Below are 24,104 nucleotides of genomic sequence, written 5' to 3'. Positions count from 1 at the left end.
ACGCGGACGACGAGCGGGCGCTGACCGCCCGCGGTCGCCCGGCTGGTGCCACACTGCCGAGGTGAGCGACATCGCCCTCGGCTCCCGCACCGGTCGGTTCGTCATCGCGGCCGCCGTGCTCGGGTCGGGGATGGCCCTGCTCGACGGGACGGTCGTCAACGTCGCCCTCGTGCGCATCGGCGAGGAGCTCGGCGCGAGCCTCGCCGACCTCCAGTGGATCACCAACGGCTACCTGCTGGCCCTCGCCTCCCTCATCCTGCTCGGCGGCTCGCTCGGTGACCGCTTCGGCCGGCGGCGCGTCTTCGTCGTCGGGGTCGCGTGGTTCACCGTGGCCTCCGCGGCGTGCGGACTCGCGCAGTCACCGGGGCAGCTCGTCGTCGCGCGGGTGCTCCAGGGCGTCGGCGGGGCCCTGCTGACGCCCGGCAGCCTGTCGATGATCCAGGCCTCCTTCCGCCCGTCCGACCGGGGCAAGGCCATCGGCACGTGGTCGGGCCTGGGCGGCATCGCCTCCGCCCTCGGGCCGTTCGTCGGCGGGTGGCTCGTGCAGTACGCGAGCTGGCGCTGGGCCTTCCTCGTCAACGTGCCCCTCGGCGTCGCCACCATCTGGATCGCCCAGCTGCACGTGCCCGAGACCCGCGACGAGGAGGCCGACCACCGCTTCGACGTGACGGGTGCCGTGCTCGCGACGCTCGCGCTCGGCGTGACGACGTTCGCCCTCATCCAGCACGAGGCGCTCGGCGTCGGGCCCGCGCTCGGGGTCGGTGCGCTCGGGGTCCTGCTCGGTGCCGGCTTCGTCGTGGCCGAGCGGCGCACCTCCCATCCCATGGTGGCGCCCACTCTCTTCGCCTCGCGCCAGTTCAGCGCGGCCAACGCCATGACCCTGCTCGTCTACGCCGCGCTCGGCGCGGTCTTCTTCTTCCTCACCCTCCAGGTCCAGACCGTCCTCGGCTACGGTCCCCTCCTCGCCGGGATGGCGTCGCTGCCCGTGACCGTGCTCATGCTGCTCCTCGCCGCTCGCGGAGGCGAGCTCGCCTCGCGCATCGGTCCACGCCTGCCGATGACCGTCGGGCCACTCGTCTGCGCGACCGGCGTCCTGCTGCTCTCGCGCGTCGGGGCCGGCTCGACGTACTGGACCGCGGTGCTGCCCGGCATCTCGATCTTCGGTCTCGGGCTGACGCTGCTCGTCGCGCCGCTGACGGCGACGGTGCTCGCGGCCGCCCCGGACCGCTACGCCGGGGTCGCGAGCGGCGTCAACAACGCGGTCGCGCGTGCGGGCAGCCTGCTCGCCGTCGCGGCGCTCCCGGCCGTCGTGGGACTGAGCGGCTCGGACTACGCCGTGCCCGAGGCGTTCTCCGCCGGCTACCGGACGGCCCTGCTGATCTGCGCCGGTCTGCTCGTCGTCGGCGGCGCCGTGTCGTGGCTGCTCATCCGCAACCCGGTCGCGCGGCCCACGCAGGCGGTTGCGGCCGGGTGGTCGTGCGCCGGCTCCGAGGGCTGCCCCGGCACCGCGCACGACCACGACGTCACCGCGTCGCGTCCCTGACGCAGAATGGACCGCATGAGCGACGCCGACACGCAGGGCTTCCGGACCGAGCACGACTCGATGGGCGAGGTCCAGGTGCCCGCGGACGCGTTGTGGGGCGCGCAGACGGCCCGCGCCGTCGAGAACTTCCCGATCAGCGGGCAGCCGGTGCCGGCCGGTGTCGTGCACGCCCTCGCCCGGCTCAAGGCCGCGGCGGCCGGGGTCAACGCCGACCTGGGCGTGATCGACACCGAGCGGGCCGAGGCGATCGCCCACGCCGCGACCGCGGTGGCCGGCGGCGAGCACGACGACCAGTTCCCCGTCGACGTGTTCCAGACCGGCTCCGGCACCTCGACGAACATGAACGTCAACGAGGTCGTGGCACGCCTCGCGCACCTCTCCTCGGGGCTCGACGTCCATCCGAACGACCACGTCAACGCCGGTCAGTCGAGCAACGACACCTTCCCCAGCGCGCTCCGGATCGCGGCCACGGTCGCAGCCGTCACCGACCTCGTACCGGCGCTCGAGCACCTCGCCGCCGCCCTCGGCCGCAAACAGGCCGAGTTCGCCGACGTCGTCAAGGCCGGACGCACCCACCTGATGGACGCGGTCCCGGTGACGCTCGGACAGGAGTTCGGCGGCTACCGCCGGCAGGTCGAGCTCGGCGCGGGCCGGGTGCGCGCGGCGGCCAAGGCGACGAGCGAGCTGCCCCTCGGCGGCACGGCTGCGGGCACCGGTCTCAACGCGGCCCCGGGCTTCGCCCGTGCGGTGATCGAGCGGGTCTCGGGCGTCACCGGGATCTCGTTCCGCGAGGCGACCGACCACTTCGAAGCCCAGTCGGCGCAGGACGCCGTGGTCGAGCTCTCCGGCGCCCTCAAGGTCGTGGCGGTCAGCCTGACCAAGATCTGCAACGACCTGCGCTGGATGAGCTCCGGGCCGCGCACCGGTCTCGGCGAGATCCACCTGCCCGACCTGCAGCCGGGCTCGAGCATCATGCCGGGCAAGGTCAACCCGGTGGTGCCGGAGGCGACGCTCATGGCGTGCGCCCAGGTCATCGGCAACGACGCGACGATCACGATGGCCGGCGCGGCCGGCAACTTCGAGCTCAACGTGATGCTGCCCGTGCTCGCCCGCAACGTCCTGGAGTCGATCGGCCTCCTCGCCGCCACTAGCCGGCTGCTCGCCGACCGGTGCGTCGACGGCATCACCGCCGAGGTGGAGCACGCGCGTGCGCTCGCCGAGGGTTCGCCGTCGATCGTGACGCCGCTCAACCGCTACATCGGCTACGAGGCGGCCGCGGCCGTCGTCAAGCAGGCGATCCGCGAGCGCCGCTCGATCCGCGAGGTCGTCATCGACGCGGGTCACGTCGCCGAGGGACGCCTCACCGAGCAGCAGCTCGACGAGGCCCTCGACGTCCTGTCGATGACCCGCCCGCCAGCCGCCGGCTGAGCACCGGCCGGCGCTGGACGGGCACGTCGCCGGCGGGGCGCTGGACTTCTCCGGAAGTTGCTCCCCCAGCCCCTCTGCATTGCGTCGCCACAGGACGCAGGCGCCCGGCCGACGCTGTCCGCAGCGCCCTCTCGCACGTGATCCCCGCGAGCGAGGCCGCGGTGGGGTGAGATCGACGGGCCCGCGGAACCCGGATGTGCACCCCCAGCCCCTCTGCATTGCATCGCCAGGTGACGTGGGCACAGTGCGTCTCCACCCGACGCAACGCAGAGCCTCCCTCCCACCGCGCGTCACCACCCGACGCAACGCACAGCACCCCTTGCCCACCGCGCGCCACTACGCGACGCAACGCAGAGCAACCCCCAGCCCCTCTGCATTGCGTCGCCAGGTGACGTGGGCACCGTGCGTCTCCACCGGACGCAACGCAGAGCCTCCCTCCCACCGCGCGTCACCACTCGACGCAACGCACAGCCACCCCCAGCCCCTCTGCATTGCGTCGCCAGATGACCTGAGCACCGTGCGTCTCCACCGGACGCAACGCAGAGCCTCCCTCCCACCGCGCGTCACCACACGACGCAACGCAGAGGGGCGTCACCCCGACCCCCACCGCCCCTGTCCATCCCGCGTCACCACACGACGCAACGCAGAGGCCGCGACCGACCCCCACCAGAGCCTCCCTGAGCCCGCCGCGCTCACCCGTTCCCGCCTACGCTCGGACGATGACCCTCGACGACGTCGACACCTGTCTCGGGAAGCTCGACGGCATCCGCGCCAGACACCGCGACGGGCGCCGTGCGTGGTACGTCGACGGACTGCTCGTCGCCCGCGTCGACGCGGCCGGCACCGTGCTCATCCGACTGGGTGGGCGTGACCGGGAGCAGCTCGTCGCGACCCACCCCGACACGTTCGGGGTGCCACCCCGGTGGGAGGCCCACGACAAGCTGCAGGCCGACCTCGGTGGCGATGCCGACGCCATCCGGAGCGCCCTGACCCTGGCCTGGGAGCGCCAGCGCTCGGCGCGGGCCCGCGGCTGAGCGAGCGGTCCGCACCCGGGACCGGTCAGCGCCCGAGCACTCGGTCGAGGTAGGGGTTGGCGAAACGGCGGTGCGGGTCGACGCGGTCGCGCACGGCCACGAAGTCGTCGAAGCGCGGGTAGAGCGCGCGGAGGTCGTCGGCGCTGCGGGTGTGGATCTTGCCCCAGTGCGGCCGGCCGCCGTGGTTGACCGCGATCGCCTCGAAGGCGGCGAAGTACGCGCCGGGACGCTGCCGGTGGTAGCGGTGGACCGCGACGTAGGCGCTCTCCCGCTCGTGGGCCGTCGAGAGCCACACGTCGTCCGCAGCCGCCACCCGGCACTCCACCGGGAACGAGATCTGCTCGTCGTGCGCGTCGACCCACGCGCGCAGCTCGAGGAGCACGTCGCCGAGGGCCGCGCGGGGGAAGGCCCACTCCGACTCCGCGAACCGCACCTCGCGGTCGGTGACGAACACGCGGTGCGAGCGATCGGTGTACTGCCGCTCCGTCAGGGCGCGGGACGCCACGGCGTTGATGAGTCGCGTCGAGCGCGGCACACGGGTCGCCACCCGGTTCGTCAGCTCGAAGAAGCGGTTGCTGAGCAGGTCGTCGTCGAGGCGCTCGCGCCAACGCGGGAGCGGGCTCGCGTCGGTGCCGGGCCCGACGCGGTTGTTGCGCTTGGTCAGCGTGCGGTCGGTGTGCGGGAACCAGTAGAACTCGAAGTGGTCGTTCGTCTCGACGGCCTCGTCGAGGTGGTCGAGCAGGTCGAGCAGCGGCTCGGGCTTCTCGACGGCGTGCAGCAGGAAGGCCGGCACGACGGCGACCGTGAGCTCGGTGACGATCCCGAGCGCGCCGAGCCCCAGCCGGGCCGCGGCGAACAGCTCCGGCTCGCGGGTCGGCGAGCAGTCGACGACCGAGCCGTCGGCGAGCACGATGCGCAGCGCCCGGATGCCGGCGGACAGCCCGGTGAGGCGCAGGCCCGTGCCGTGCGTGCCGGTGCCGGTCGCGCCGGCCAGGCTCTGGCGGTCGATGTCGCCGAGGTTGGGCAGCGCCCAGCCGAAGGTCGCGAGCTCCTCGTTGAGCACCCGCAACGCCGTGCCCGCACGCACGGTCGCCTCGCCGCGCGTCGCGTCGATCGAGGTGACACCGGCCATGGCACCGAGGCGCAGCTGCACCCCGTCGGTCACCGCGACCCCGGTGAACGAGTGCCCGGCGCCGATCGCCTTGATCCGCAGGCCTCTCGCCGCGGCTCGGCGCACCTCGTCGACGACCTCGGCCTCGCTGCGCGGCGTGGCGACCCGGGCCAGACGGCTGGTCTCGGTGCCCGCCCAGTTCGACCACGCGACGGCCCGCACGACCTCGCGCGCGACAGTGGGCTCGACCACGACGGGCTCGACCGCGATGGGCTGGACCGCGGGCTCGACCGCCGGCTCGGTGTCAGCCAAAATTCTGTCCCTCTCCTCGATAGGTCGCGGCGCGGCCCACCACCTCGACGTCCCGATCCCCCGCGACGAGCACGAGCTCGTCGAACCGCTCAGCCAGCTCGCCGGCCTTGGCGTGCCGGAACCAGACGCGGTCACCGAGGCGCAGCCGGTCGGCGCCGCGGCCGACGAGCGGGGTCTGCACCTCGCCCGCTCCCTCCCGTGGCAGCAGCGCGAGGTCCTGCTCCGGCAGCGGGCTCGGCACCCGTGACGGGCCCGCGGGCCCCGAGGCGATGTAGCCCCCGCCGTAGGCCGTCACCAGCCCCGGGCCCGGACGCCGCACGACGGGCAGGGCGAAGAAGGCAGCCGCGGTGAGGTCGAGGGCGTCGTAGCCGTCGAAGAGGGTCGGGGCGAACAGGCCCGAGCCCGAGGCCAGCTCGGTCAGCGACGGGTCGAGGTGCGTCACGTGCAGGCTGCCGGTGCCGCCGCCGTTGACGAACTCGAGGTCGGCGAGGGCGCGCACGGCGGCCACGACCTCCGCCCGTCGGGTCCGCAGGTCGGCGTCCGAGGCGGTCTTCATCCGGCGCACCACCGGCGAGGAGTCCGGCAGCCCGGCGATCTGGGCGTCGTAGAACATCAGCCCGCTCACCACGAGTCCGCGCTCCTGGGCGCGACGCACGACGACCTCGACGTCGGCCGGGGTGCGCACCGGTGAGCGCCGGACACCGACGTGCGCCGGCCCGACGCGCAGCGAGGCGTCGACGTCGACGGCCACCCGCAGACCCTCGTGCCGGGGCACCTCGCGGGCCAGCAGGTCGGCGTGCTCGACGCTGTCGACCATGACGACGACGGCGTCCCGCAGCGCGCGGTCGGCGGCGAGCTCGGTCAGCGCGGGCACGTCGACGCTCGGGTAGGCGACCAGCAGGTCGCTCCGGCCGCTGCGCGCCCACCAGAGCGCCTCGCGCACCGAGTAGCACATGAGGCCGGCGAACCCCTCCCGGTCGAGCGCGCGCTCGATGAGCGGACGGGACCGCAGCGACTTCGTGGCCACCCGGATCGGCACCCCACCGGCCAGCTCGACGAGCCGGGCGGCGTTGGTGTCGAAGGCATCCAGGTCGACGACCGCGAGCGGAGCCGGCAGGTGCGCGGTGGCGGTCGTCAACCGGTCTGCCGACCGGCGCCCTGCAGGAGGCGGCGTCGGTCGGCGGGGCATGGCTTGCACCCTACCCAGCGACCCTGCGTGCGACCACCGGTTCGCGCTGCCCGGTGGGCGGTCCACCGGCGGGCGGTACGCCTGCCGGCCCGTCAGCCGTACCGCGTCAGCCGACGCGGTCGACGACGCTGAGGGCGAGTGCCTGCAGTGCCGCCTTGGCGTCGCCGTCGGGAAGCGGGTCGAGCAGGGCCTGCGCGTGGCGGGCGACGGCATACGTCTCCTCGCGGGCGAGCGTGAGGGCCGGGTGGGCGCGGAGCAGCCCCAGCGTCTCGGCGAGGGCCGCGTCGTCGGTGAGGTCGCTGCCCAGCAGCTCGAGCAAGCGGGCGTCGGCGGTCGACTCCGGGTCGGCCATGGCTCGGAAGCGCAGCACGGCGAGCGTGTCGACCCCCTCGCGCAGGTCGGTGCCCGGCGTCTTGCCGCTCGCGTCGGTGTCGGACGCGATGTCGATGAGGTCGTCGGCGAGCTGGAAGGCCACTCCGACCTTCTCGCCATAGGACCGCATGATCTCGATGCTCTCCGGTGTGCCGCCGCTGAACATCGCGCCGTAGCGACCGGCCGTGGCGATGAGCACCCCGGTCTTGTCGGCCAGCACGCCGAGGTAGTAGTCGACGGGGTCGACCCCCTCGGGGCAGGCCCGGTCGTCGCGGATCTGGCCGGAGCACAGCCGCACGAAGGTCTGGGCCTGGATGAGGACCGCCTCGGCCCCGAGCCCGGCGACGAGCTCGGACGCCTTGCCGAAGAGCAGGTCGCCGACGAGGATCGCCGTCGAGTTGTCGTAGGCGGCGTTGACCGACGCCACCCCGCGGCGCACGTCGGCCTCGTCCATGACGTCGTCGTGGTAGAGCGAGGCGAGGTGGGTCAGCTCGACCCCGGCCGCGGCCCGCACGACGTCGTCGTTGATGCCGTCGCCGAGCTCGGCCGCGAGCAGGGTGAGCAGCGGGCGGAACCGCTTGCCCCCCGCCTCGACCAGGTGGGCCGAGGCCCCGGCGATGAACGGGTCGTCGTGGTCGACCACCTCGGTGAGGAGGGCGTCGACCCGGGCGAGCCCGTCGGCCAGGCGGCCGGAGAGGTCGTCGCTGGCACCGGGGAGCCCGAGGACCGGCGGGGTCGCGTGCATCGTCATCGCGGCCCGGGGCCGCCCCACGTCGCAGCCACCGTCATCGGACGAACTGCGACGCGCGGTCGGCGAGGTCGAGCAGGGCCGACGGCAGGACGCCGAGGGCGAGCGTGATGAGCGTGCCGATGGCGATCGAGAACGTCGTCGACACCGACGGCGTGACGACCTCGACGCTGTCGTCCGGTGCGTCGCTGAAGAACATCAGCACGATGATCCGGGCGTAGACGAACACCGTGATGGCGCTGCACACGACGCCGACGACGGCGAGGACGGTGCCCGTGGCGCCACCCGTGCCGACGGCCGCCGAGAAGACGCCGAACTTCGAGACGAAGCCCGAGGTCAGCGGGATGCCGGCGAAGGCGAGCATGAGGAAGGCGAACGCGCCGGCCACGACCGGGTAGCGCTTGCCGAGCCCGGCCCACTGCGACAGGTGCGTGGCCTCGGCCCCGTTCTGGCGCACGAGCGAGACGATGGCGAAGGCCGCGATCGTCGAGAAGCCGTAGGCCACGAGGTAGAAGAGCACCGCACCGACACCCTTGCGGTCGAACGCCAGGACGCCGACGAGGATGAAGCCGGCGTGGGCGATCGAGGAGTAGGCGAGCAGGCGCTTGATGTCGGTCTGCGTCACCGACAGCACCGCACCGACGACCATCGTCAGCAGCGCGACGATGACGACGGCGTTCGTCCACTCCCAGCGGCCCGTGTCGAGACCGACGTAGGCGAGGCGGAGGATCGCGCCGAACGCGGCCGCCTTGGTGCAGGCCGCCATGAACCCGGTGACCGGCGTCGGGGCGCCCTGGTAGACGTCCGGGGTCCAGGCGTGGAACGGCACCGCACCGACCTTGAAGAGCAGGCCGACGAAGACGAGGAAGGCGCCGGGCAGGAGCAGCCCGTTCATCGCGAGCGGACCGGACGCGATCGCCTTGCTCAGGTCGCCGAAGTAGACGGAGCCCGCGTAGCCGTAGAGCAGCGCCGTGCCGAAGAGGAAGAACGCCGAGCTGAACGCGCCGAGCAGGAAGTACTTGAGCGAGGCCTCCTGCGAGAGAAGACGACGACGGCGCGCGAGGCCGGAGAGGATGTAGAGCGGCAGCGAGAGCACCTCGAGCGCGACGAACATGCCGAGCAGGTCGTTCGTCGTCGGGAAGAGCATCATGCCGAAGATCGCGAACATCGTCAGCGGGAAGACCTCCGAGGTCAGCGCGCCGGCGCGGGCGGCCGCGGTCTCGCTCTGCGAGCCCGGGGTCGAGGCACCGCTCGGGGTGAAGGCGTCGGGGCCGACCCCGCCGAAGCGCTCCGACATCGTCAGGACGCCGAGCACACCCATGAGCACGATCGTGCCCTGCATGAAGAGGGCGGGACCGTCGATGGCGAGCGCGAAGAGCTGACGGTTCGTCGCCCCGTCGGTCAGGCCCATCGTGACGCCCTGGTGCTTGGCGGCGAGCACGATCGAGGCCGCCGCGGCGAGCAGGCCGACCACGGCGAGCGTCACCTGGATGGTGTGGCGGCGCGAACGCGGCGCGAACGCCTCGACGAGGACCCCGATGAGCGCCACGCCGAAGACGATGAGCAGCGGCAGGATCGCGAGGTAGTCGACGTTGGACTGCTGGAACGCTGCGGGCAGCGTGGGCAGTGCCAGCGGTGCGACGGCGGTCACTTCGAGCTCCCTTCGGCCACGGTGCCGGCCGGGTTGAGGGTCGGGTCGGCCTGCTGGACGAACGACAGGGTCTTGTCCACGGCCGGGTTGATGACGTTGAGGGCGAGGTTCGGCAGGAAGCCGAGCACGACGAACGCGGCGATGAGCGGCGCGGCGACGATCTTCTCGCGCGTCGTCAGGTCACGCACGACGCTGAGACCACCGCGGCTCTTGGCGTCGAGCCGGGCGTGCTCCCGCTCACCGACGAGGCCCTCGGGCTTCGGGCCGGTCATGACCTTCTTGTACATCAGCAGGATGTAGAGGGCCGCGAGGATGATGCCGGCCGTCGCGATGACGGCGGCCACCGGCTGCGTCGAGAAGCTGCCGACGAGCACCAGGAACTCCGAGACGAAGCTCGACAGGCCCGGCAGCGCGAGGCCGGAGAGGCCCGCGACGAGGAAGATGCCCGCGAGGCCCGGCGTGATCCGCTGCCAGCCGCCGAAGTCGGGGATCCGCTTGCTCCCCCGCCGTCGCACGAGCATCGCGGCGAAGAGGAACAGCGCCGCCGTCGAGAACCCGTGGTTGACCATGTAGAGCGTGGAGCCCGCGTGGCCGACGTTGGTGAAGGCGAAGATGCCCAGCACGATGAAGCCGAAGTGGCTGACCGACGTGTAGGACACGAGCCGCATCATGTCGGTCTGGCCGATGGCGAGCAGCGCGCCGTAGATCACCGAGATGACGGCGAGCGCGACGACGACCGGGGTCGCCCACCGGCTCGCGTCCGGGAAGAGCTGCAGGCAGAAGCGGATCATCCCGAAGGTGCCGACCTTGTCGAGCACGCCGACGAGGAGGGTGGCCGTCGCCGGCGAGGACTCCGTGGCGGCATCCGGCAGCCAGGTGTGGAACGGCACCATCGGCGCCTTCACCGCGAAGGCGAAGAAGAAGCCGAAGAAGAGCAGCCGCTCGGTCGTCGGGTCGAGCGAGAGACCGGTGAGGCGCTCGATGAGGAAGCCGTCGGTGCCGCCCGGCCCCTGCAGGTAGAGCGCGATGACGGCGACCAGCATGATGAGCCCGCCGGCGAGCGAGAAGAGGAGGAACTTCATCGCGGCGTACTGCCTGCGCGGCCCGCCGAAGCGGCCGATGAGGAAGTAGACCGGGATGAGCATGGCCTCGAAGAAGACGTAGAAGAGGAACACGTCGGTGGCGGCGAAGACGCCGACGATGAACGTCTCGAGCACGAGCAGCAGCGCGAAGTACGTCTTGACGCGCTGCGCGCCCTTGTCCCCGGCCTCCTCGGGCACGTCGTGCCAGGCCGCGAGCAGGCAGACGGGCGTCAGCACGAGCGCCATGAGGATGAGCACGAGGGCGATGCCGTCGACGCCGAGGGCGTAGCTGACCCCGAACTGCGGGATCCACGAGTGCTGCTCACCGAGCTGGAACTGAGCGTTGGAGCCACGGTCGAACTGCGTGGCCGCGACGATCCCCACGACGAGGGTGACGAGGGAGAACCCGAGCGCCATCCGCTTCGCGTTCTCCGCGCTGCCCGGCACGAAGGCGACGAGGAGCGCGCCGACGAGCGGGATCAGCCCGAGGATCGTCAGCCACGGGACGCTGGACATGGTCGTCATCAGGAGATCACCCACAGTGCACCGAGAATGGCGACGACACCGGCGAGCATCGTCAGGGCATACGAACGCGCGAAGCCGTTCTGCAGCTTGCGCAGGCGGGCGCTGGTCCCGCCGACGAGGGCGGCCAGGCCACCGGCCGCACCGTCGACGCCCTTGCCGTCCGCGAAGACGAGCGAGCGCGTCAGGTGGATCCCGGGCCGCATGAGCAGGCCCTCGTTGACCTGGTCCTGGTAGAGGTCCTTGCGGGCGGCCTGCGTCAGCAGGTTGCCGGCGGGAGCCGTGACCGGCACGTCCTCGCGCCAGTAGCGCACCCAGGCGAGGGCGATGCCGCCCGCGACGAGCAGCAGCGTCAGGGCCATGAGGACCGGCACGGCGATGACCGGGTGGACCCCCTCGGGCTCGGCGCCGGTGACCGGCTCGAGCCACGAGGTGAACAGCCCGGTCGGGCCGACGATGAGGCCGAGGAAGGCCGAGCCGACCGCGAGCACCATCATCGGGATCGTCATGAGCTTGGGCGACTCGTGCGGGTGCACGTCGTGGGTCCAGCGCTTCTTGCCGTGGAAGGTCATGAAGAACAGGCGCGACATGTAGAACGCCGTGACACCGGCGCCGAGCAGCGCGGCGAGCCCGAAGACCCACGGGCGCCAGCCCTCGCCGATGAAGGCCGCCTCGATGATCTTGTCCTTGGACCAGAAGCCCGAGAACGGGGGCACGCCGAGGATGGCCAGCCAGCCGAGGCCGAAGGTGGCCCACGTGATCTTCATGGCGCCCGACAGGCCGCCGAAGCGGCGCATGTCGACCTGGTCGTTCATGCCGTGCATGACGGAGCCGGCGCCGAGGAACATGCCGGCCTTGAAGAAGCCGTGCGTGAGCAGGTGGAAGATCGCGAAGGCGTAGCCGACCGGGCCGAGGCCCGCCGCGAGCATCATGTAGCCGATCTGGCTCATCGTCGAGGCCGCGAGGGCCTTCTTGATGTCGTCCTTCGCGCAACCGACGACCGCACCGAAGAGGAGCGTGATCGCGCCGACGATGACGACGACGAGCTGCGCGGTCGGGGCGGCCTCGAAGATCGCCGACGAGCGCACGACGAGGTAGACACCGGCCGTGACCATCGTCGCGGCGTGGATGAGTGCCGACACCGGGGTCGGGCCGGCCATGGCGTCACCGAGCCAGCTCTGCAGCGGGAACTGCGCCGACTTGCCGCACGCACCGAGCAGGAGCATCAGGCCGATGGCCGTCATGAAGCCCTGGTTCGCGTTGTCGCCGGCCGCGCCGAGCACGGTCTCGAAGTCGACGGCGCCGAAGTGGAAGAACATCACCATGATGGCGACGGACAGCCCGAAGTCACCGACGCGGTTGGCGACGAACGCCTTGTTGGCCGCGGTCGCGTAGGCCGGGTTGTAGTTCCAGAAGCCGATGAGCAGGTAGCTCGCGAGGCCCACTCCCTCCCAGCCGACGTAGAGCAGCAGGTAGGAGTTGGCGAGGACGAGCAGCAGCATCGCCGCGACGAAGAGGTTGAGGTAGGCGAAGAAGCGCCGCTTGTCGGGGTCGTGCTCCATGTAGCCGAGCGAGTAGACGTGGATGAGCGACCCGACGAAGGTGATGAGCAGCACGAAGACCATCGAGAGCTGGTCGACGAGCAGGCCCGCGCTCACCTTGAAGGAGCCGGCCGCCACCCAGTCGAACAGGTCGATGCCGACGGCGCGGTCCTCGGCGCCACGGCCGAGCATGGCGAGGAAGACGAGGGCGCCGACGAGGAAGGCGCCCCACGAGAGGGCGGTCGCGAGGAGCGGGCCGAACTTGTCGGTGCGCCGGCCGCCGAGCAGCAGGATCGCGGCGCCGAGCAGCGGCAGCGCGACGAGCAGCCACGCGTATGCCGTCACGCCGGTGGCGGCGTGCGCCTCACCTTCGTGCGTGGCGAGGCCCGCGGCGTACGAGCCGAGGGTCGGCGTGCTCGCGAGGGTCTGGACGAGAGTTCCCATGGTGTGCCGGCGCTCCTTACAGCTTCAGCAGGTTGGCGTCGTCGACCGAGGCCGACCGGCGGGCACGGAAGATCGCCATGATGATGGCGAGCCCCACGACGACCTCGGCCGCGGCCACGACCATGACGAAGAGCGCCATGACCTGCCCGTCGAGGGCGCCGTGCATGCGCGAGAAGGTGACGAGGGCGAGGTTCGTCGCGTTGAGCATGAGCTCGACGCCCATGAAGACGATGATCGCGTTGCGTCGCGTCAGCACGGCCGCCGCGCCGATCGCGAAGAGCAGCACCGCGAGGTAGATGTAGTGCATCGGGCTCACTTGGACCGACCCTCCTCGATCTCGCGCTCCATGTGGCGCTCGACGTCCTTGAACCCGTCGGCGGTCGCGACCTGGTCGCGGGCGACGAGGACGCGCGAGACGGACAGGTCGCTCGGCGTGCCGTCGGGCAGCAGCGCCGGGGTGTCGACCGCGTTGTGGCGGGCGTAGACGCCGGGGGCCGGCAGTCCCGCGACGTTCTGGTTCTCGCGGACGCGGCGTGCGGCCCACTCGGCCTGCGTGACGCGCGGCGTCAGGCGCTCGCGGTGCGCGAGCACCATGGCGCCCAGCGCGGCGGTGATGAGCAGCGCGGAGGTGACCTCGAAGATCCAGACGTACTGGCCGAAGATCAGCTCGGCGACGCCGGTCACGTTGCCGGTCTCGGTGTTCGTCGTGACGACCTTGTCCATGCCGGCCTGCACCGACTGCTCGTCGACGACGACCGTGCCGAGCGAGAAGAAGAGCACGCCGGCGAGGCCGACGACGAGCAGGTAGGAGGCCCAGCGCTGGCCCTTGATCGTCTCGACGATCGAGTCGGAGGAGTCGACGCCGACGAGCATGAGGACGAAGAGGAAGAGCATCATCACGGCGCCGGTGTAGACGAACACCTGGACGATCCCGAGGAAGTCGGCCTTCTGCATGATGTAGAAGATCCCGAGGATCACCATGACGAGCGCCATCCCCATGGCGGCGTGCACGGCCTTCTTGGCGAAGAGCAGGCCCAGCGCCGCGACGACCGCGAGCGGGGCGAGCAGCCAGAAGCCGACGGCTTCGGCGGTGGAGGTCACGGGTTCGCACCTTCCCTGGTCTGAGCGGCGGTCGGGTGGGCGGCGTGGGCGAGGTCGTGGACCCCGGGCACCGGGGCGCCGGGGTTGCCCGGCGCGTCGACGATGCCGTCGCGGTCGCCGTCGGCGCCGCTCGCGTCACGGGCCTCGACGAAGGCCTTCTGGTCGTCGGTCGAGCCGGTGACCTTGCCCTGGTAGTAGTCGCGCTCCTCCATGCCGTCGACCATCGGGAACGGCGGGGGCAGCATGCCGCCCTGGAGCGGCGCGAGCAGCTGGTCCTTGGTGAAGATCAGCTTGCCGCGGTCGTTGTCGGCCAGCTCGTAGAAGTTCGTCATCGTCAGGGCGCGCGTCGGGCAGGCCTCGATGCACAGGCCGCAGAAGATGCAGCGCAGGTAGTTGATCTGGTAGACGCGGCCGTAGCGCTCCCCCGGGCTGAAGCGGCCCTTGCCGCCCTGCTCGAGCGGGGTGTCGTCGTTGTCGGCACCCTCGACGAGGATCGCGTCGGCCGGGCAAGCCCACGCGCACAGCTCGCAGCCCACGCACTTCTCGAGACCGTCGGGGTGACGGTTCAGCTGGTGCCGGCCGTGGAAGCGCGGCGCCGTGGGGCGCGGCTTCTCGGGGTACTCCTCGGTCGCGACCTTGCGGAACATCGTGGAGAACGACACCCCGAAGCCGGCGACGGGCGCGAAGAGCTCCGAGAGGAAGCCCTTCTGCGGCTCGTCGGCGGCGCGCTGCTCGCGCGGCGCACCCACCTCCGACGACCCGTGCGGGCCCTTCGGTGCGACGTCCTTGCCGACGGTGTCGTCAGCCATGGTCCTCCTCCTTGGCGGGGGCTCCGGTGGGCGAGCTGCTGGCGGTCGTGAGCACCGGCTCGCGGGTCGCGGCGAGCCGCTGGCGCGGCTCGACGAGGCGCTGGCCCGGCAGCGGCGGCACGGGGTAGCCGTCCTCGAACGGGTCGATCTCCTCGGGCGGCATGACGTCCTCGGCGGCCGCCCGGGCCGCGCGCTTGTCGTCCCACACCCACGCCGCGGCGAGGGCGACGACGGCGATGACGCTGACGATGACGACCGTCGCGACGGACAGCTCGCGGCCGGCGATCGTCAGGCGGCTGTCACCGAGGAAGCCGAGCTGGGCACCGCGGATGAAGGCCACCGCGACGACCCAGGCGAGGGTGATCGGGATGAGGAACTTCCAGCCGAAGCGCATGAACTGGTCGTAGCGCACGCGCGGCAGGGAGCCACGCAGCCAGACGAAGAGGAACATGAACATCCACAGCTTGGCGGTGAACCACAGCAGGCCCCACCAGCCGCCGCCGAACATGTTGTCGTTGATGCCCGAGATGAGCGGCGGTGCCTGCCAGCCCCCGAGGAAGAGGGTCGTGGCGAGCGCGGCGACGGTGAACATGTTGACGTACTCGCCGAGGAAGAACATCGCGAAGCGCATCGAGGAGTACTCGGTGTGGAAGCCACCGGTCAGCTCGCCCTCGCCCTCGGCGAGGTCGAACGGGAGGCGGTTCGTCTCGCCGACCATCGTGATGACGTAGACGGCGAAGCTGAAGAACGCCGGCAGGATGTACCAGAGCGAGCTCTGCGCGGAGACGATCTGCGAGGTCGACATCGAGCCGCTGTAGAGGAAGATCGCGACGAGCGAGAGGCCCATGGCGATCTCGTAGCTGATCACCTGCGCGGTCGAGCGCAGGCCACCGAGCAGCGGGTAGGTCGAGCCGGAGCTCCACCCCGCGAGCACGATGCCGTAGACGCCGACCGACGCGACGGCGAGCACGAGCAGCACCGAGACGGGCACGTCGGTGACCTGCAGCGGCGTCTCGTGGCCCAAGATCGACACGGTGCCGCCGACCGGGATGATGGCGAACGAGACGAACGCCATCGTCGCGGCGATGAGCGGCGCGAGGGTGTAGATGAACTTCTCGGCGCGCGCCGGCGTGATGTCTTCCTTGAGCATCGACTTCATGCCGTCGGCCAGGGTCTGCAGCAGGCCGAACGGGCCGTTGCGGTTCGGGCCCGGGCGCTGCTGCATGCGGCCGATGACGCGGCGCTCGAACCAGATGACGAGCAGCGTCGAGACGAGCAGGTAGACGAAGATGCCGACGGCCTTGATCAGGGCCACCCACCACGGGGTGTCGCTGAAGTCGGCCGAGGGGTTCTCGGTGAGCGGCAGCGTGGCCGCCATTCCGTATGCGGTCAGGCCGAGGCTCATGCCGCACCACCCTTCGTGACGTGGACGCGGCCACCGGCATCGGTGCCGAGTCCCGAGCGGATCGAGCAGTCGGGGGCGTTGGTCGGCAGCCAGACGACGCCGTCGACCATGTCGTCGGCCACGGCCGCCGGCAGGGTGACCGAGCCGGCGGGGCCGGTGACGGTGACGGTGTCGCCCTCGTCGACGCCGAGCCCGGCGGCCGAGGCCGCGGACAGGCGGGCGACGGCCTTCGGAGCCGTGCCGGCGAGGAACGGCTCGCCGTCCTGCATCCGGCCGGCGTCGAGCAGCGTGGCCCACGTCGACAGGACGAAGTCACCGGTGCCCTCGGGCGACGCGGCGGCGCGCGCCCCGTCGGCGAGCGCGGTGGAGCCGGTGCCGCGGGCGCCGGACCAGGGGCCGAGCGCCTCGAACTGGGCGTGGATCTCGCGCTGCGTGCGGGTCTCGAGGAAGACGCCCATCTCGCTGGCGAGCATGTCGAGCGCCCGGTGGTCGCTGACGGCGTTGCTCTCGAGGGCCTCCTCGAACGAGCGGACGCGGCCCTCCCAGTTGACGTAGCTGCCGGACTTCTCCGACTGCGACGCGACGGGCAGCACGACGTCGGCGACGGCCGTCACCGGAGACTCGCGCAGCTCGAGCGAGACGACGAACGCCTGCTCGAGCGCAGCGGCGGCCTGGGGGTCACCGAGGTCGGCGGGGTCGAGGCCACCGACGAGCAGGGCCCCGATCTCGCCGGCGGCGGCGGCCGCGACGATGCCGGCAGTGTCGCGGGCGGGCGTGGCCGGCACGTGGTCGACGTCCCAGGCCCGGGCCACCTCGGCACGGGCCGCGGCGTCGGAGAGCGGGCGGCCGCCGGGCAGGAGCGCACCGAGCGCACCCGCCTCGAGCGCGCCGCGCTCCCCCGCCCGACGCGGCACCCACGCGAGGCGGGCACCCGTGGCGGCGGCGAGGTCGGCCGCGGCGGCGAGCGCGCCCGGCACCGTGGCCAGGCGCTCACCGACGAGGACGACGCCGCCCGAGAGGCCCTCGCGCACCGGGGCCTCGAGGGCACCGAGCGCCGCGGTCTCCTGGCCGGGGACGGTCGGCACGAGGGTGCCGCCCATCTTGGCCAGGCCGCGCGTCGCGTGGGAGGCGACGGCGTACACCTTGGTCTTGTTCTTGCGGAACGCCTTGCGCAGGCGCAGGAAGACGATCGGGCTCTCGTCCTCGGGCTCGAAGCCGACGAGGAGCACGGCGGGCGCCGTCTCGAGGTCGGCGTACGTCACCGAACCGGCGTCGGGGCCGGTGGCCGCGACGTGCTCGGCGAGGAAGGCGACCTCCTCGGCCGAGTGCGGGCGGGCGCGGAAGTCGACGTCGTTCGTGCCGAGCACGACGCGCGCGAACTTGCCGTAGGCGTAGGCGTCCTCTGCCGACACGCGGCCGCCGACGAGCACCCCGGCCGCGCGGGCCCGGGAGAGGCCCGCGGCAGCCGCCTCGAGCGCCTCGGGCCAGCCGACGACCTTGAGCTCGCCGTCGGCGTCACGCACCATCGGCAGCTGCACGCGGTCGGGCAGCGTGGCGTACGTGAACGCCCAGCGGCCCTTGTCGCAGTTCCACTCCTCGTTGACCGCCTGGTCCTCGGCGGCGAGGCGACGCAGCACGACGCCGCGGCGGTGGTCGGTGCGCGTCGCGCAGCCGCTCGCGCAGTGCTCGCAGACCGACGGGGTCGACACGAGGTCGAACGGGCGCGAGCGGAAGCGGTAGGCCGCACCGGTCAGGGCGCCGACCGGGCAGATCTGCACGGTGTTGCCGGAGAAGTAGCTCTCGAAGGGCTTCTCCTCGTAGATGCCGATCTGCTGCAGCGCGCCGCGCTCGACGAGGGCGATGAACGGGTCACCGGCGACCTGGTCGGAGAAGCGGGTGCAGCGCGCGCAGAGCACGCAGCGCTCGCGGTCGAGCAGCACCTGCGAGGAGATGTTGACCGGCTTGGGGTAGGTGCGCTTGACGTCCTCGAAGCGCGACACCGGGCGGCCGGCGCTCATCGCCTGGTTCTGCAGGGGGCACTCGCCGCCCTTGTCGCAGACCGGGCAGTCGAGCGGGTGGTTGATGAGGAGCAGCTCCATGACGCCCTGCTGCGCCTTGTCGGCGACCTTGGACGTGGCCTGCGTGTTGACGACCATGCCCTCGGACACCGTCATCGTGCACGAGGCCTGCGGCTTCGGCATGGGGCGGACGTTGCCCTCGCGGTCGGGCATCGCGACGTCGACGAGGCACTGGCGGCAGGCCCCGACGGGGTCGAGCAGCGGGTGGTCGCAGAAGCGCGGGATCTCGATGCCGACGGTCTCGGCGGCACGGATGACGAGCGTGCCCTTGGGCACGCTCACCGGGACGCCGTCGATGGTCAGCCCGACGTGGTCGGGGTTCGCCGGCGCCGAGGCGTTGCCGCCCTTGTCGACGGCGTTGCCGCCCGCGGACGGGGACGTCGTGACGGTCATGCGGACACCATCCCGCTGGACTCCTTGGTCGTCGTGGGGGCCGGCAGCTCGAACAGCACCGACCGCTCCGGCGGGAAGAGCTCGTGCGCCGGCGTGTGCATGCCGGCCTCGAACTCCTCCCGGAAGTACTGGACCGCCGAGGTGATCGGGCTCGTCGCCGCGTCACCGAGCGCGCAGAAGCTGCGGCCGAGGATGTTGTCGCAGATGTCGACGAGCTTGTCGATGTCGTCCTGCGTGCCCTGGCCCGCCTCGATGCGGTTCATGATCTGGCGCAGCCACCACGTGCCCTCGCGGCACGGCGTGCACTTGCCGCACGACTCGTGGGCGTAGAAGTCCGTCCAGCGCGCGACGGCGCGCACGACCGAGACGGTCTCGTCGAAGACCTGCAGGGCGCGGGTGCCGAGCATCGAGCCCGCCGCGGCCACCGAGTCGAAGTCGAGGGGCACGTCGAGGTGCTCCTCGGTGAAGATCGGGGTCGAGGAGCCGCCGGGCGTCCAGAACTTCAGCTTCCTGCCGCCGCGCATGCCGCCGGCGAGCTCGATGAGCTCGCGCATCGTGATGCCGAGGGGGGCCTCGAACTGGCCCGGGTTCGTCACGTGGCCCGAGAGGCTGAAGATGCCGAAGCCCGTGGACTTCTCGGTGCCCATGCCCTTGAACCAGTCGGAGCCCTCGAGGATGATCCCGGGAACCGAGGCGATGGACTCGACGTTGTTCACCGATGTGGGGCGGGCGTAGAGGCCCGCGGCACCGGGGAACGGGGGCTTGAGGCGCGGCTGGCCGCGGCGGCCCTCGAGCGAGTCGAGCAGGGCCGTCTCCTCGCCGCAGATGTAGGCGCCGGCACCGGCGTGGACGGTGATGTCCATCGAGATGCCCTTGCCGCCGACGTCGGTGCCGAGGTAGCCGGCCGCGCGGGCCTCCTCGACGGCACGGAGCAGGCGGCGGTAGACGTGCACGACCTCGCCGCGGAGGTAGATGAACGCGTGCTCGCAGCCGATGGCGTACGAGCTGATGATGACGCCCTCGATGAGCGCGTGCGGGTTGGCCATCATGAGCGGCACGTCCTTGCACGTGCCCGGCTCGGACTCGTCGGCGTTGACGACGAGGTAGCGCGGGCCGCCGTCGGGCGGGCTCATGAACGACCACTTCATGCCGGTCGGGAAGCCGGCGCCGCCGCGGCCGCGGATGCTGGAGTCCTTGACGGCGTCGATGATCGCCTGCGGCTCCATGTCGAGCGCCTTGGTGAGGGCCTTGTAGCCGTCGTGGCGCTCGTAGGTCGCGAGGGTCCAGGACTGCGGGTCGTCCCAGAACTTCGTGAGGATCGGGGTCAGGGTGTCGGTCACTGCGATCCGTCCTTCCCGTCGGCGGCGGAGCCGGCGGGGGCCGAGGCCCCCGGGGCGACCCAGCCGCGCTCGTTGGCGATCTGGAGTCCGAGCAGCGAGGCCGGGCCGGCGCCCACGCCCTCGTCGGCGCGACCGTCCTCGAAGCCGGCGAGCACGCGCGAGACCTGCTTGAACGTGCACACCTTGGCGGCGCCGCGCGTCGGCGCGACGTCCTTGCCGGCGCGCAGGTCGTCGACGAGCGCGATGGTGCTCTCGGGCGTCTGGTTGTCGAAGAACTCCCAGTTCGCCATGACGACGGGCGCGTAGTCGCACGCGGCGTTGCACTCGACGCGCTCGAGGGTGATCGCGCCGTCCTCGGTCGTCTCGTCGTGGCCGATGCCGAGGTGCTCCGAGACGCGGTCGAAGATGAGGTCGCCGCCCATGACGGCGCACAGCGTGTTGGTGCAGACACCGACGGTGAACTCACCGTTGGGGTGGCGCTTGTACTGCGTGTAGAAGGTGGCGACGCCGCTCACCTCGGCCTCGGTGAGGTCGAGCACCTCGGCGCAGAAGGTGACGCCGCGGCCCGCCACGTAGCCGTCGACCGACTGCACGAGGTGCAGCAGCGGCAGCAGCGCCGAGCGCTTCTGGGGGTAGCGCGCGACGACCTCGGCCGCGTCGGCGTGCAGCCGCGCGAGCGTCTCGTCGTCGTAGGGCGCCTTGGACTCGGCGCTGACGTGCAGGTGTCCGGATGCGTCGTGGCCGCTCAACGGTCCACACCTCCCATGACGGGGTCGATCGAGGCCACGGCGACGATGACGTCGGCGATCTGGCTGCCTTCGCACATGGCGGCCACGGCCTGCAGGTTGTTGAAGCTCGGGTCGCGGAAGTGCGCGCGGTAGGGGCGCGTGCCGCCGTCGGAGACGAGGTGGCAGCCGAGCTCGCCCTTGGCCGACTCCACGGCTTGGTAGACCTGGCCGGGCGGGACGCGGAAGCCCTCGGTGACGAGCTTGAAGTGGTGGATGAGCGACTCCATCGAGCTGCCCATGATCTCGCGGATGTGGTCGAGGCTGTTGCCGAGACCGTCGCTGCCGAGCGCGAGCTGCGCGGGCCAGGCGATCTTCTTGTCCTCGACCATGACCGGGCCCCCGTTCGCCTGGAGGCGGTCGGTGGCCTGCTCGATGATCTTCAGCGACTCGTACATCTCGTCGATGCGGATGCGCAGGCGGCCGTAGGCGTCCTGGCTCGTGCGGGTCTTGACCTCGAAGTCGTAGGTCTCGTAGCCGCAGTACGGGTCGAGCTTGCGCAGGTCGTGCGGCAGGCCGGTCGAGCGCAGCACCGGGCCGGTGATGCCGAGGGCCATGCAGCCGGCGAGGTTCAGCACGCCGACGTCGACGGTGCGGCCCTTGAGGATCGGGTTCTCGTTGAGCAGCGCCTCGAGCTCGCCGAGGCCGCGCCGCACCTCGGGCACCATCTCGCGCAGGGCGTCGATGGCGCCGGGCGGGAGGTCCTGGGCCACGCCGCCGGGGCGGATGTAGGCGTTGTTCATCCGCAGGCCGGTGATCATCTCGATGACCCGGAGCAGCCGCTCGCGCTCGCGGAAGGCGACCGTCATGACGGTCGTCGCGCCCATCTCCATGCCACCGGTGCCGAGGCAGATGAGGTGGCTGCTGATCCGCGTCATCTCCATCATGAGCACGCGGATGACGCTGGCGCGGTCCGGGATCTGCTCGGTGATGCCGAGCAGCTTCTCGATGGCGAGGCAGTACGCCGTCTCCTGGAACATGGGCGTGAGGTAGTCCATGCGCGTGCAGAACGTGACGCCCTGCACCCAGGTGCGGTACTCCATGTTCTTCTCGATGCCGGTGTGCAGGTAGCCGATGCCCGCGCGGGCCTCGGTCACCGTCTCGCCGTCGATCTCGAGGATGAGGCGGAGCACGCCGTGCGTCGACGGGTGCTGCGGCCCCATGTTGACGACGATGCGCTCCTCGCCGAGCGAGGTGGCCTCGTCGACGAGGTCGTTCCAGTCGCCGCCGGCGGCGTTGAAGACGTGGGCGCCCTCGCTGGCCTGCTCGTCGGCCACGGACGTGGCGTAGACGTCGTTGGCGCCGGGCTCCGGCACCTCGGTCTGGGTGAACTCGGTGTGCGTGCTCATCAGTTGTACGACCTCCGCTGGTCCGGCGGCGGGACGGTGGCGCCCTTGTACTCGACGGGGATGCCGCCGAGGGGGTAGTCCTTCCGCTGCGGGTGGCCCGGCCAGTCGTCGGGCATGAGGATTCGGGTGAGGGCCGGGTGGCCGTCGAACTCGATGCCGAACATGTCCCACGTCTCGCGCTCGTGCCAGTCGTTGGCCGGGTAGACGGAGACGATCGACGGGATGTGCCGGTCGTCGTCGGGGCAGCTGACCTCGACGCGGACCCGGCGTCCGCCGTGGGTGATCGACAGGAAGTGGTAGACCGCACGCAGCTCGGCGCCGGTCTGGTTCGGGTAGTGCACGCCCGAGACGCCGGTGACCATCTCGAAGCGCAGCGAGGGGTCGTCGCGCAGCACGCGGGCCACGGCGAGCAGGTGCTCGCGGTGCACGTGCAGCGTCATCTCGCCGCGGTCGACGACGACGGTGTCGACGGCCTCGGCGTAGGACGCCGTGCCGCCGACGAGGCCGCGCTCGAGGTTGTCGGCGATCTCGTCGAAGTAGCCGCCGTAGGGGCGCTCGGCCGCTCCGGCCACGAGGATCGGGCGCTGCAGCTTGGAGTAGCCGGAGGTGTCGCCGCCCTGCGTGGCCCCGAACATGCCGTGGCGCATGCCGACGACCTGGGGCTCGGAGCCCTGCGCGGCGCGCTGCTCGATGTCGACCTCGTGCGGCGTCAGGCCCGAGTTCTGGGTCTTCGTCGTGTCGGCGCGCACGTCGGGCGCGCCGTCGGCCTTCCGGTCGGCGTCACTCATGCGAGCAGGCCCTTCATCTGGTGCGTCGGCGTCGCGGCGAGCGCGGCGGCCTCGGCGGCCTTGGCGGCGGCGTCGCGGTTGACGCCGAGCGGCGAGGTCTCGATCTGGTGGTGCAGCTCGATGATGGCGTTGAGCAGCATCTGCGGGCGCGGCGGACAGCCGGGCAGGTAGATGTCGACCGGGATGATGTGGTCGACGCCCTGCACGATGGCGTAGTTGTTGAACATGCCGCCCGAGCTGGCGCAGACACCCATGGCGATGACCCACTTGGGGTTGGGCATCTGGTCGTAGACCTGGCGCACGACCGGGGCCATCTTCTGGCTGACGCGGCCGGCGACGATCATCAGGTCGGCCTGGCGCGGCGTCGCCGAGAAGCGCTCCATGCCGAAGCGGGCGATGTCGTAGTCGGGCGTGCCGACGGCCATCATCTCGATGGCGCAGCACGCGAGGCCGAAGGTGGCCGGCCAGATCGAGGCCTTGCGCATGTAGCCGGCGAGACCCTCGACGGTCGAGAGCAGGAACCCGGCGGGGAGCTTCTCTTCGAGACCCATTGCTTACTCCTTAACTTGCCTGACGAACCCGGACGCGTGCCCCTGGCGGGGTGCGGACGGGGTCAGTCCCACTCGAGTCCGCCGCGACGCCACACGTAGGCGTAGGCGACGAAGACCGTGAGGATGAACAGGACCATCTCGACCAGCGCGAAGAGGCCCAGCTTGTTGAAGGCCACCGCGAACGGATAGAGGAAGACGGACTCGATGTCGAAGATGATGAAGAGCATCGCCGTCAGGTAGTACTTGATCGGCACGCGGCCACCGCCCGCGGCCTGCGGGGTGGGCTGGATGCCGCACTCGTACGCCTCGAGCTTGGCGCGGTTGTAGCGCTTCGGCCCGACGACGAGCGAGGTGAAGACCGACAGCGCGGCGAACGCGAAGCCGAGCCCCAGCATGAAGAGGATCGGGACGTAGGAGTTCATCCGAGCTCACGTGCCTTTCGGTCGTGCGGTGCGTGCGGGGTGGGGGCGGCGGACGGAACGGGGTCGCAGGTGCGCGGCGCCCCCATCCTAGGGGCGCGGACAGACG

Annotated in this window: 20 protein-coding genes; 3 read left to right on the top strand and 17 right to left on the bottom strand. The window is 71.5% G+C overall.

Features of this window, described 5'->3' with window-relative positions:
- The first annotated feature begins 61 nt into the window (after window positions 1-61).
- The 3 genes from ABT295_RS17140 (at window position 62) to ABT295_RS17130 (ending at window position 4,005) form a co-directional block, all read left to right on the top strand.
- Window positions 62-1,543, top strand: coding sequence for an MFS transporter (locus tag ABT295_RS17140; RefSeq protein WP_352395608.1), 1,482 nt, complete (start codon window positions 62-64; stop codon window positions 1,541-1,543).
- Between the two features lie 15 nt (window positions 1,544-1,558).
- A complete protein-coding gene (locus ABT295_RS17135; RefSeq protein ID WP_352395607.1) occupies window positions 1,559-2,971 on the top strand; it encodes a class II fumarate hydratase in 1,413 nt (470 codons plus the stop codon).
- Window positions 2,972-3,690: 719 nt separating this feature from the next.
- A complete protein-coding gene (locus ABT295_RS17130; RefSeq protein ID WP_352395606.1) occupies window positions 3,691-4,005 on the top strand; it encodes a hypothetical protein in 315 nt (104 codons plus the stop codon).
- 25 nt (window positions 4,006-4,030) lie between these two features.
- Here ABT295_RS17130 and ABT295_RS17125 read toward each other — a convergent pair whose 3' ends face one another.
- From ABT295_RS17125 to ABT295_RS17045, 17 genes are all read right to left on the bottom strand, one after another.
- A complete protein-coding gene (locus ABT295_RS17125) occupies window positions 4,031-5,338 on the bottom strand; it encodes a D-arabinono-1,4-lactone oxidase (protein ID WP_502991215.1) in 1,308 nt (435 codons plus the stop codon).
- Window positions 5,339-5,420: 82 nt separating this feature from the next.
- A complete protein-coding gene (locus tag ABT295_RS17120; RefSeq protein WP_352395604.1) occupies window positions 5,421-6,617 on the bottom strand; it encodes an alanine racemase in 1,197 nt (398 codons plus the stop codon).
- A 106-nt stretch (window positions 6,618-6,723) separates the two neighbouring features.
- The gene (locus ABT295_RS17115; RefSeq protein ID WP_352395603.1) at window positions 6,724-7,740 is read right to left on the bottom strand and encodes a polyprenyl synthetase family protein; all 1,017 of its coding nucleotides are present in this window, start codon (window positions 7,738-7,740) and stop codon (window positions 6,724-6,726) included.
- A 34-nt stretch (window positions 7,741-7,774) separates the two neighbouring features.
- Window positions 7,775-9,388, bottom strand: coding sequence for an NADH-quinone oxidoreductase subunit NuoN (gene nuoN / locus ABT295_RS17110; protein WP_352395602.1), 1,614 nt, complete (start codon window positions 9,386-9,388; stop codon window positions 7,775-7,777).
- Window positions 9,385-10,986: an NADH-quinone oxidoreductase subunit M gene (locus ABT295_RS17105; protein WP_352395938.1), complete on the bottom strand. Its 1,602-nt coding sequence runs from the start codon at window positions 10,984-10,986 to the stop codon at window positions 9,385-9,387. Before ABT295_RS17105 ends, nuoN begins: the two co-directional genes overlap by 4 nt.
- A gap of 8 nt (window positions 10,987-10,994) precedes the next feature.
- A complete protein-coding gene (nuoL, locus tag ABT295_RS17100; protein WP_352395601.1) occupies window positions 10,995-12,977 on the bottom strand; it encodes an NADH-quinone oxidoreductase subunit L in 1,983 nt (660 codons plus the stop codon).
- A gap of 16 nt (window positions 12,978-12,993) precedes the next feature.
- Window positions 12,994-13,284 (bottom strand): NADH-quinone oxidoreductase subunit NuoK, encoded by a 291-nt coding sequence (gene nuoK, locus ABT295_RS17095; protein WP_502991214.1) that lies wholly within the window; start codon window positions 13,282-13,284, stop codon window positions 12,994-12,996.
- 5 nt (window positions 13,285-13,289) lie between these two features.
- Window positions 13,290-14,078 carry an NADH-quinone oxidoreductase subunit J gene (locus ABT295_RS17090; RefSeq protein WP_345506391.1) on the bottom strand — a complete coding sequence of 263 codons (789 nt, stop codon included), beginning with the start codon at window positions 14,076-14,078 and terminating at the stop codon, window positions 13,290-13,292.
- Entirely contained in the window at window positions 14,075-14,887 is an 813-nt protein-coding gene (gene nuoI, locus ABT295_RS17085; protein WP_352395599.1) for an NADH-quinone oxidoreductase subunit NuoI, read from the bottom strand. Before nuoI ends, ABT295_RS17090 begins: the two co-directional genes overlap by 4 nt.
- Window positions 14,880-16,292: an NADH-quinone oxidoreductase subunit NuoH gene (gene nuoH, locus ABT295_RS17080; protein WP_352395598.1), complete on the bottom strand. Its 1,413-nt coding sequence runs from the start codon at window positions 16,290-16,292 to the stop codon at window positions 14,880-14,882. The genes nuoI and nuoH overlap by 8 nt, the downstream gene beginning before the upstream one ends.
- A complete protein-coding gene (locus ABT295_RS17075; RefSeq protein ID WP_352395597.1) occupies window positions 16,289-18,763 on the bottom strand; it encodes an NADH-quinone oxidoreductase subunit G in 2,475 nt (824 codons plus the stop codon). The genes nuoH and ABT295_RS17075 overlap by 4 nt, the downstream gene beginning before the upstream one ends.
- Window positions 18,760-20,103: an NADH-quinone oxidoreductase subunit NuoF gene (gene nuoF, locus ABT295_RS17070; RefSeq protein ID WP_352395596.1), complete on the bottom strand. Its 1,344-nt coding sequence runs from the start codon at window positions 20,101-20,103 to the stop codon at window positions 18,760-18,762. Before nuoF ends, ABT295_RS17075 begins: the two co-directional genes overlap by 4 nt.
- Window positions 20,100-20,852: an NADH-quinone oxidoreductase subunit NuoE gene (nuoE, locus tag ABT295_RS17065; RefSeq protein WP_352395595.1), complete on the bottom strand. Its 753-nt coding sequence runs from the start codon at window positions 20,850-20,852 to the stop codon at window positions 20,100-20,102. The genes nuoF and nuoE overlap by 4 nt, the downstream gene beginning before the upstream one ends.
- Window positions 20,849-22,237, bottom strand: a complete 1,389-nt coding sequence (locus ABT295_RS17060) for an NADH-quinone oxidoreductase subunit D (protein WP_352395594.1) — start codon at window positions 22,235-22,237, stop codon at window positions 20,849-20,851. The genes nuoE and ABT295_RS17060 overlap by 4 nt, the downstream gene beginning before the upstream one ends.
- The gene (locus ABT295_RS17055) at window positions 22,237-23,025 is read right to left on the bottom strand and encodes an NADH-quinone oxidoreductase subunit C (RefSeq protein WP_352395593.1); all 789 of its coding nucleotides are present in this window, start codon (window positions 23,023-23,025) and stop codon (window positions 22,237-22,239) included. The genes ABT295_RS17060 and ABT295_RS17055 overlap by 1 nt, the downstream gene beginning before the upstream one ends.
- Window positions 23,022-23,576: a NuoB/complex I 20 kDa subunit family protein gene (locus ABT295_RS17050; protein WP_345506384.1), complete on the bottom strand. Its 555-nt coding sequence runs from the start codon at window positions 23,574-23,576 to the stop codon at window positions 23,022-23,024. The genes ABT295_RS17055 and ABT295_RS17050 overlap by 4 nt, the downstream gene beginning before the upstream one ends.
- A gap of 62 nt (window positions 23,577-23,638) precedes the next feature.
- On the bottom strand, window positions 23,639-23,998 hold the full coding sequence (locus tag ABT295_RS17045; protein WP_020145018.1) for an NADH-quinone oxidoreductase subunit A: 360 nt from the start codon (window positions 23,996-23,998) through the stop codon (window positions 23,639-23,641).
- Window positions 23,999-24,104 lie beyond the last annotated feature (106 nt).

It is taken from the genome of Terrabacter sp. NPDC000476 (genome assembly GCF_040300125.1).
Taxonomy (GTDB): domain Bacteria; phylum Actinomycetota; class Actinomycetes; order Actinomycetales; family Dermatophilaceae; genus Terrabacter.
The sequence above is the reverse complement of the archived record's forward strand: the minus strand, read 5'-3'. Positions and strand labels throughout refer to the sequence as shown.

What these genes read in the sequence shown, in the direction of transcription:
- ABT295_RS17135 (WP_352395607.1), top strand. Translation starts at nt 1,559, where the DNA reads ATGAGCGACGCCGACACGCAGGGCTTCCGGACCGAGCACGACTCGATG.
- ABT295_RS17130 (WP_352395606.1), top strand. Translation starts at nt 3,691, where the DNA reads ATGACCCTCGACGACGTCGACACCTGTCTCGGGAAGCTCGACGGCATC.
- ABT295_RS17120 (WP_352395604.1), bottom strand. Translation starts at nt 6,617, where the DNA reads ATGCCCCGCCGACCGACGCCGCCTCCTGCAGGGCGCCGGTCGGCAGAC.
- ABT295_RS17115 (WP_352395603.1), bottom strand. Translation starts at nt 7,740, where the DNA reads ATGACGATGCACGCGACCCCGCCGGTCCTCGGGCTCCCCGGTGCCAGC.
- ABT295_RS17105 (WP_352395938.1), bottom strand. Translation starts at nt 10,986, where the DNA reads ATGTCCAGCGTCCCGTGGCTGACGATCCTCGGGCTGATCCCGCTCGTC.
- nuoL (WP_352395601.1), bottom strand. Translation starts at nt 12,977, where the DNA reads ATGGGAACTCTCGTCCAGACCCTCGCGAGCACGCCGACCCTCGGCTCG.
- nuoK (WP_502991214.1), bottom strand. Translation starts at nt 13,284, where the DNA reads ATGCACTACATCTACCTCGCGGTGCTGCTCTTCGCGATCGGCGCGGCG.
- nuoI (WP_352395599.1), bottom strand. Translation starts at nt 14,887, where the DNA reads ATGGCTGACGACACCGTCGGCAAGGACGTCGCACCGAAGGGCCCGCAC.
- nuoH (WP_352395598.1), bottom strand. Translation starts at nt 16,292, where the DNA reads ATGAGCCTCGGCCTGACCGCATACGGAATGGCGGCCACGCTGCCGCTC.
- ABT295_RS17075 (WP_352395597.1), bottom strand. Translation starts at nt 18,763, where the DNA reads ATGACCGTCACGACGTCCCCGTCCGCGGGCGGCAACGCCGTCGACAAG.
- ABT295_RS17060 (WP_352395594.1), bottom strand. Translation starts at nt 22,237, where the DNA reads ATGAGCACGCACACCGAGTTCACCCAGACCGAGGTGCCGGAGCCCGGC.
- ABT295_RS17055 (WP_352395593.1), bottom strand. Translation starts at nt 23,025, where the DNA reads ATGAGTGACGCCGACCGGAAGGCCGACGGCGCGCCCGACGTGCGCGCC.
- ABT295_RS17050 (WP_345506384.1), bottom strand. Translation starts at nt 23,576, where the DNA reads ATGGGTCTCGAAGAGAAGCTCCCCGCCGGGTTCCTGCTCTCGACCGTC.
- ABT295_RS17045 (WP_020145018.1), bottom strand. Translation starts at nt 23,998, where the DNA reads ATGAACTCCTACGTCCCGATCCTCTTCATGCTGGGGCTCGGCTTCGCG.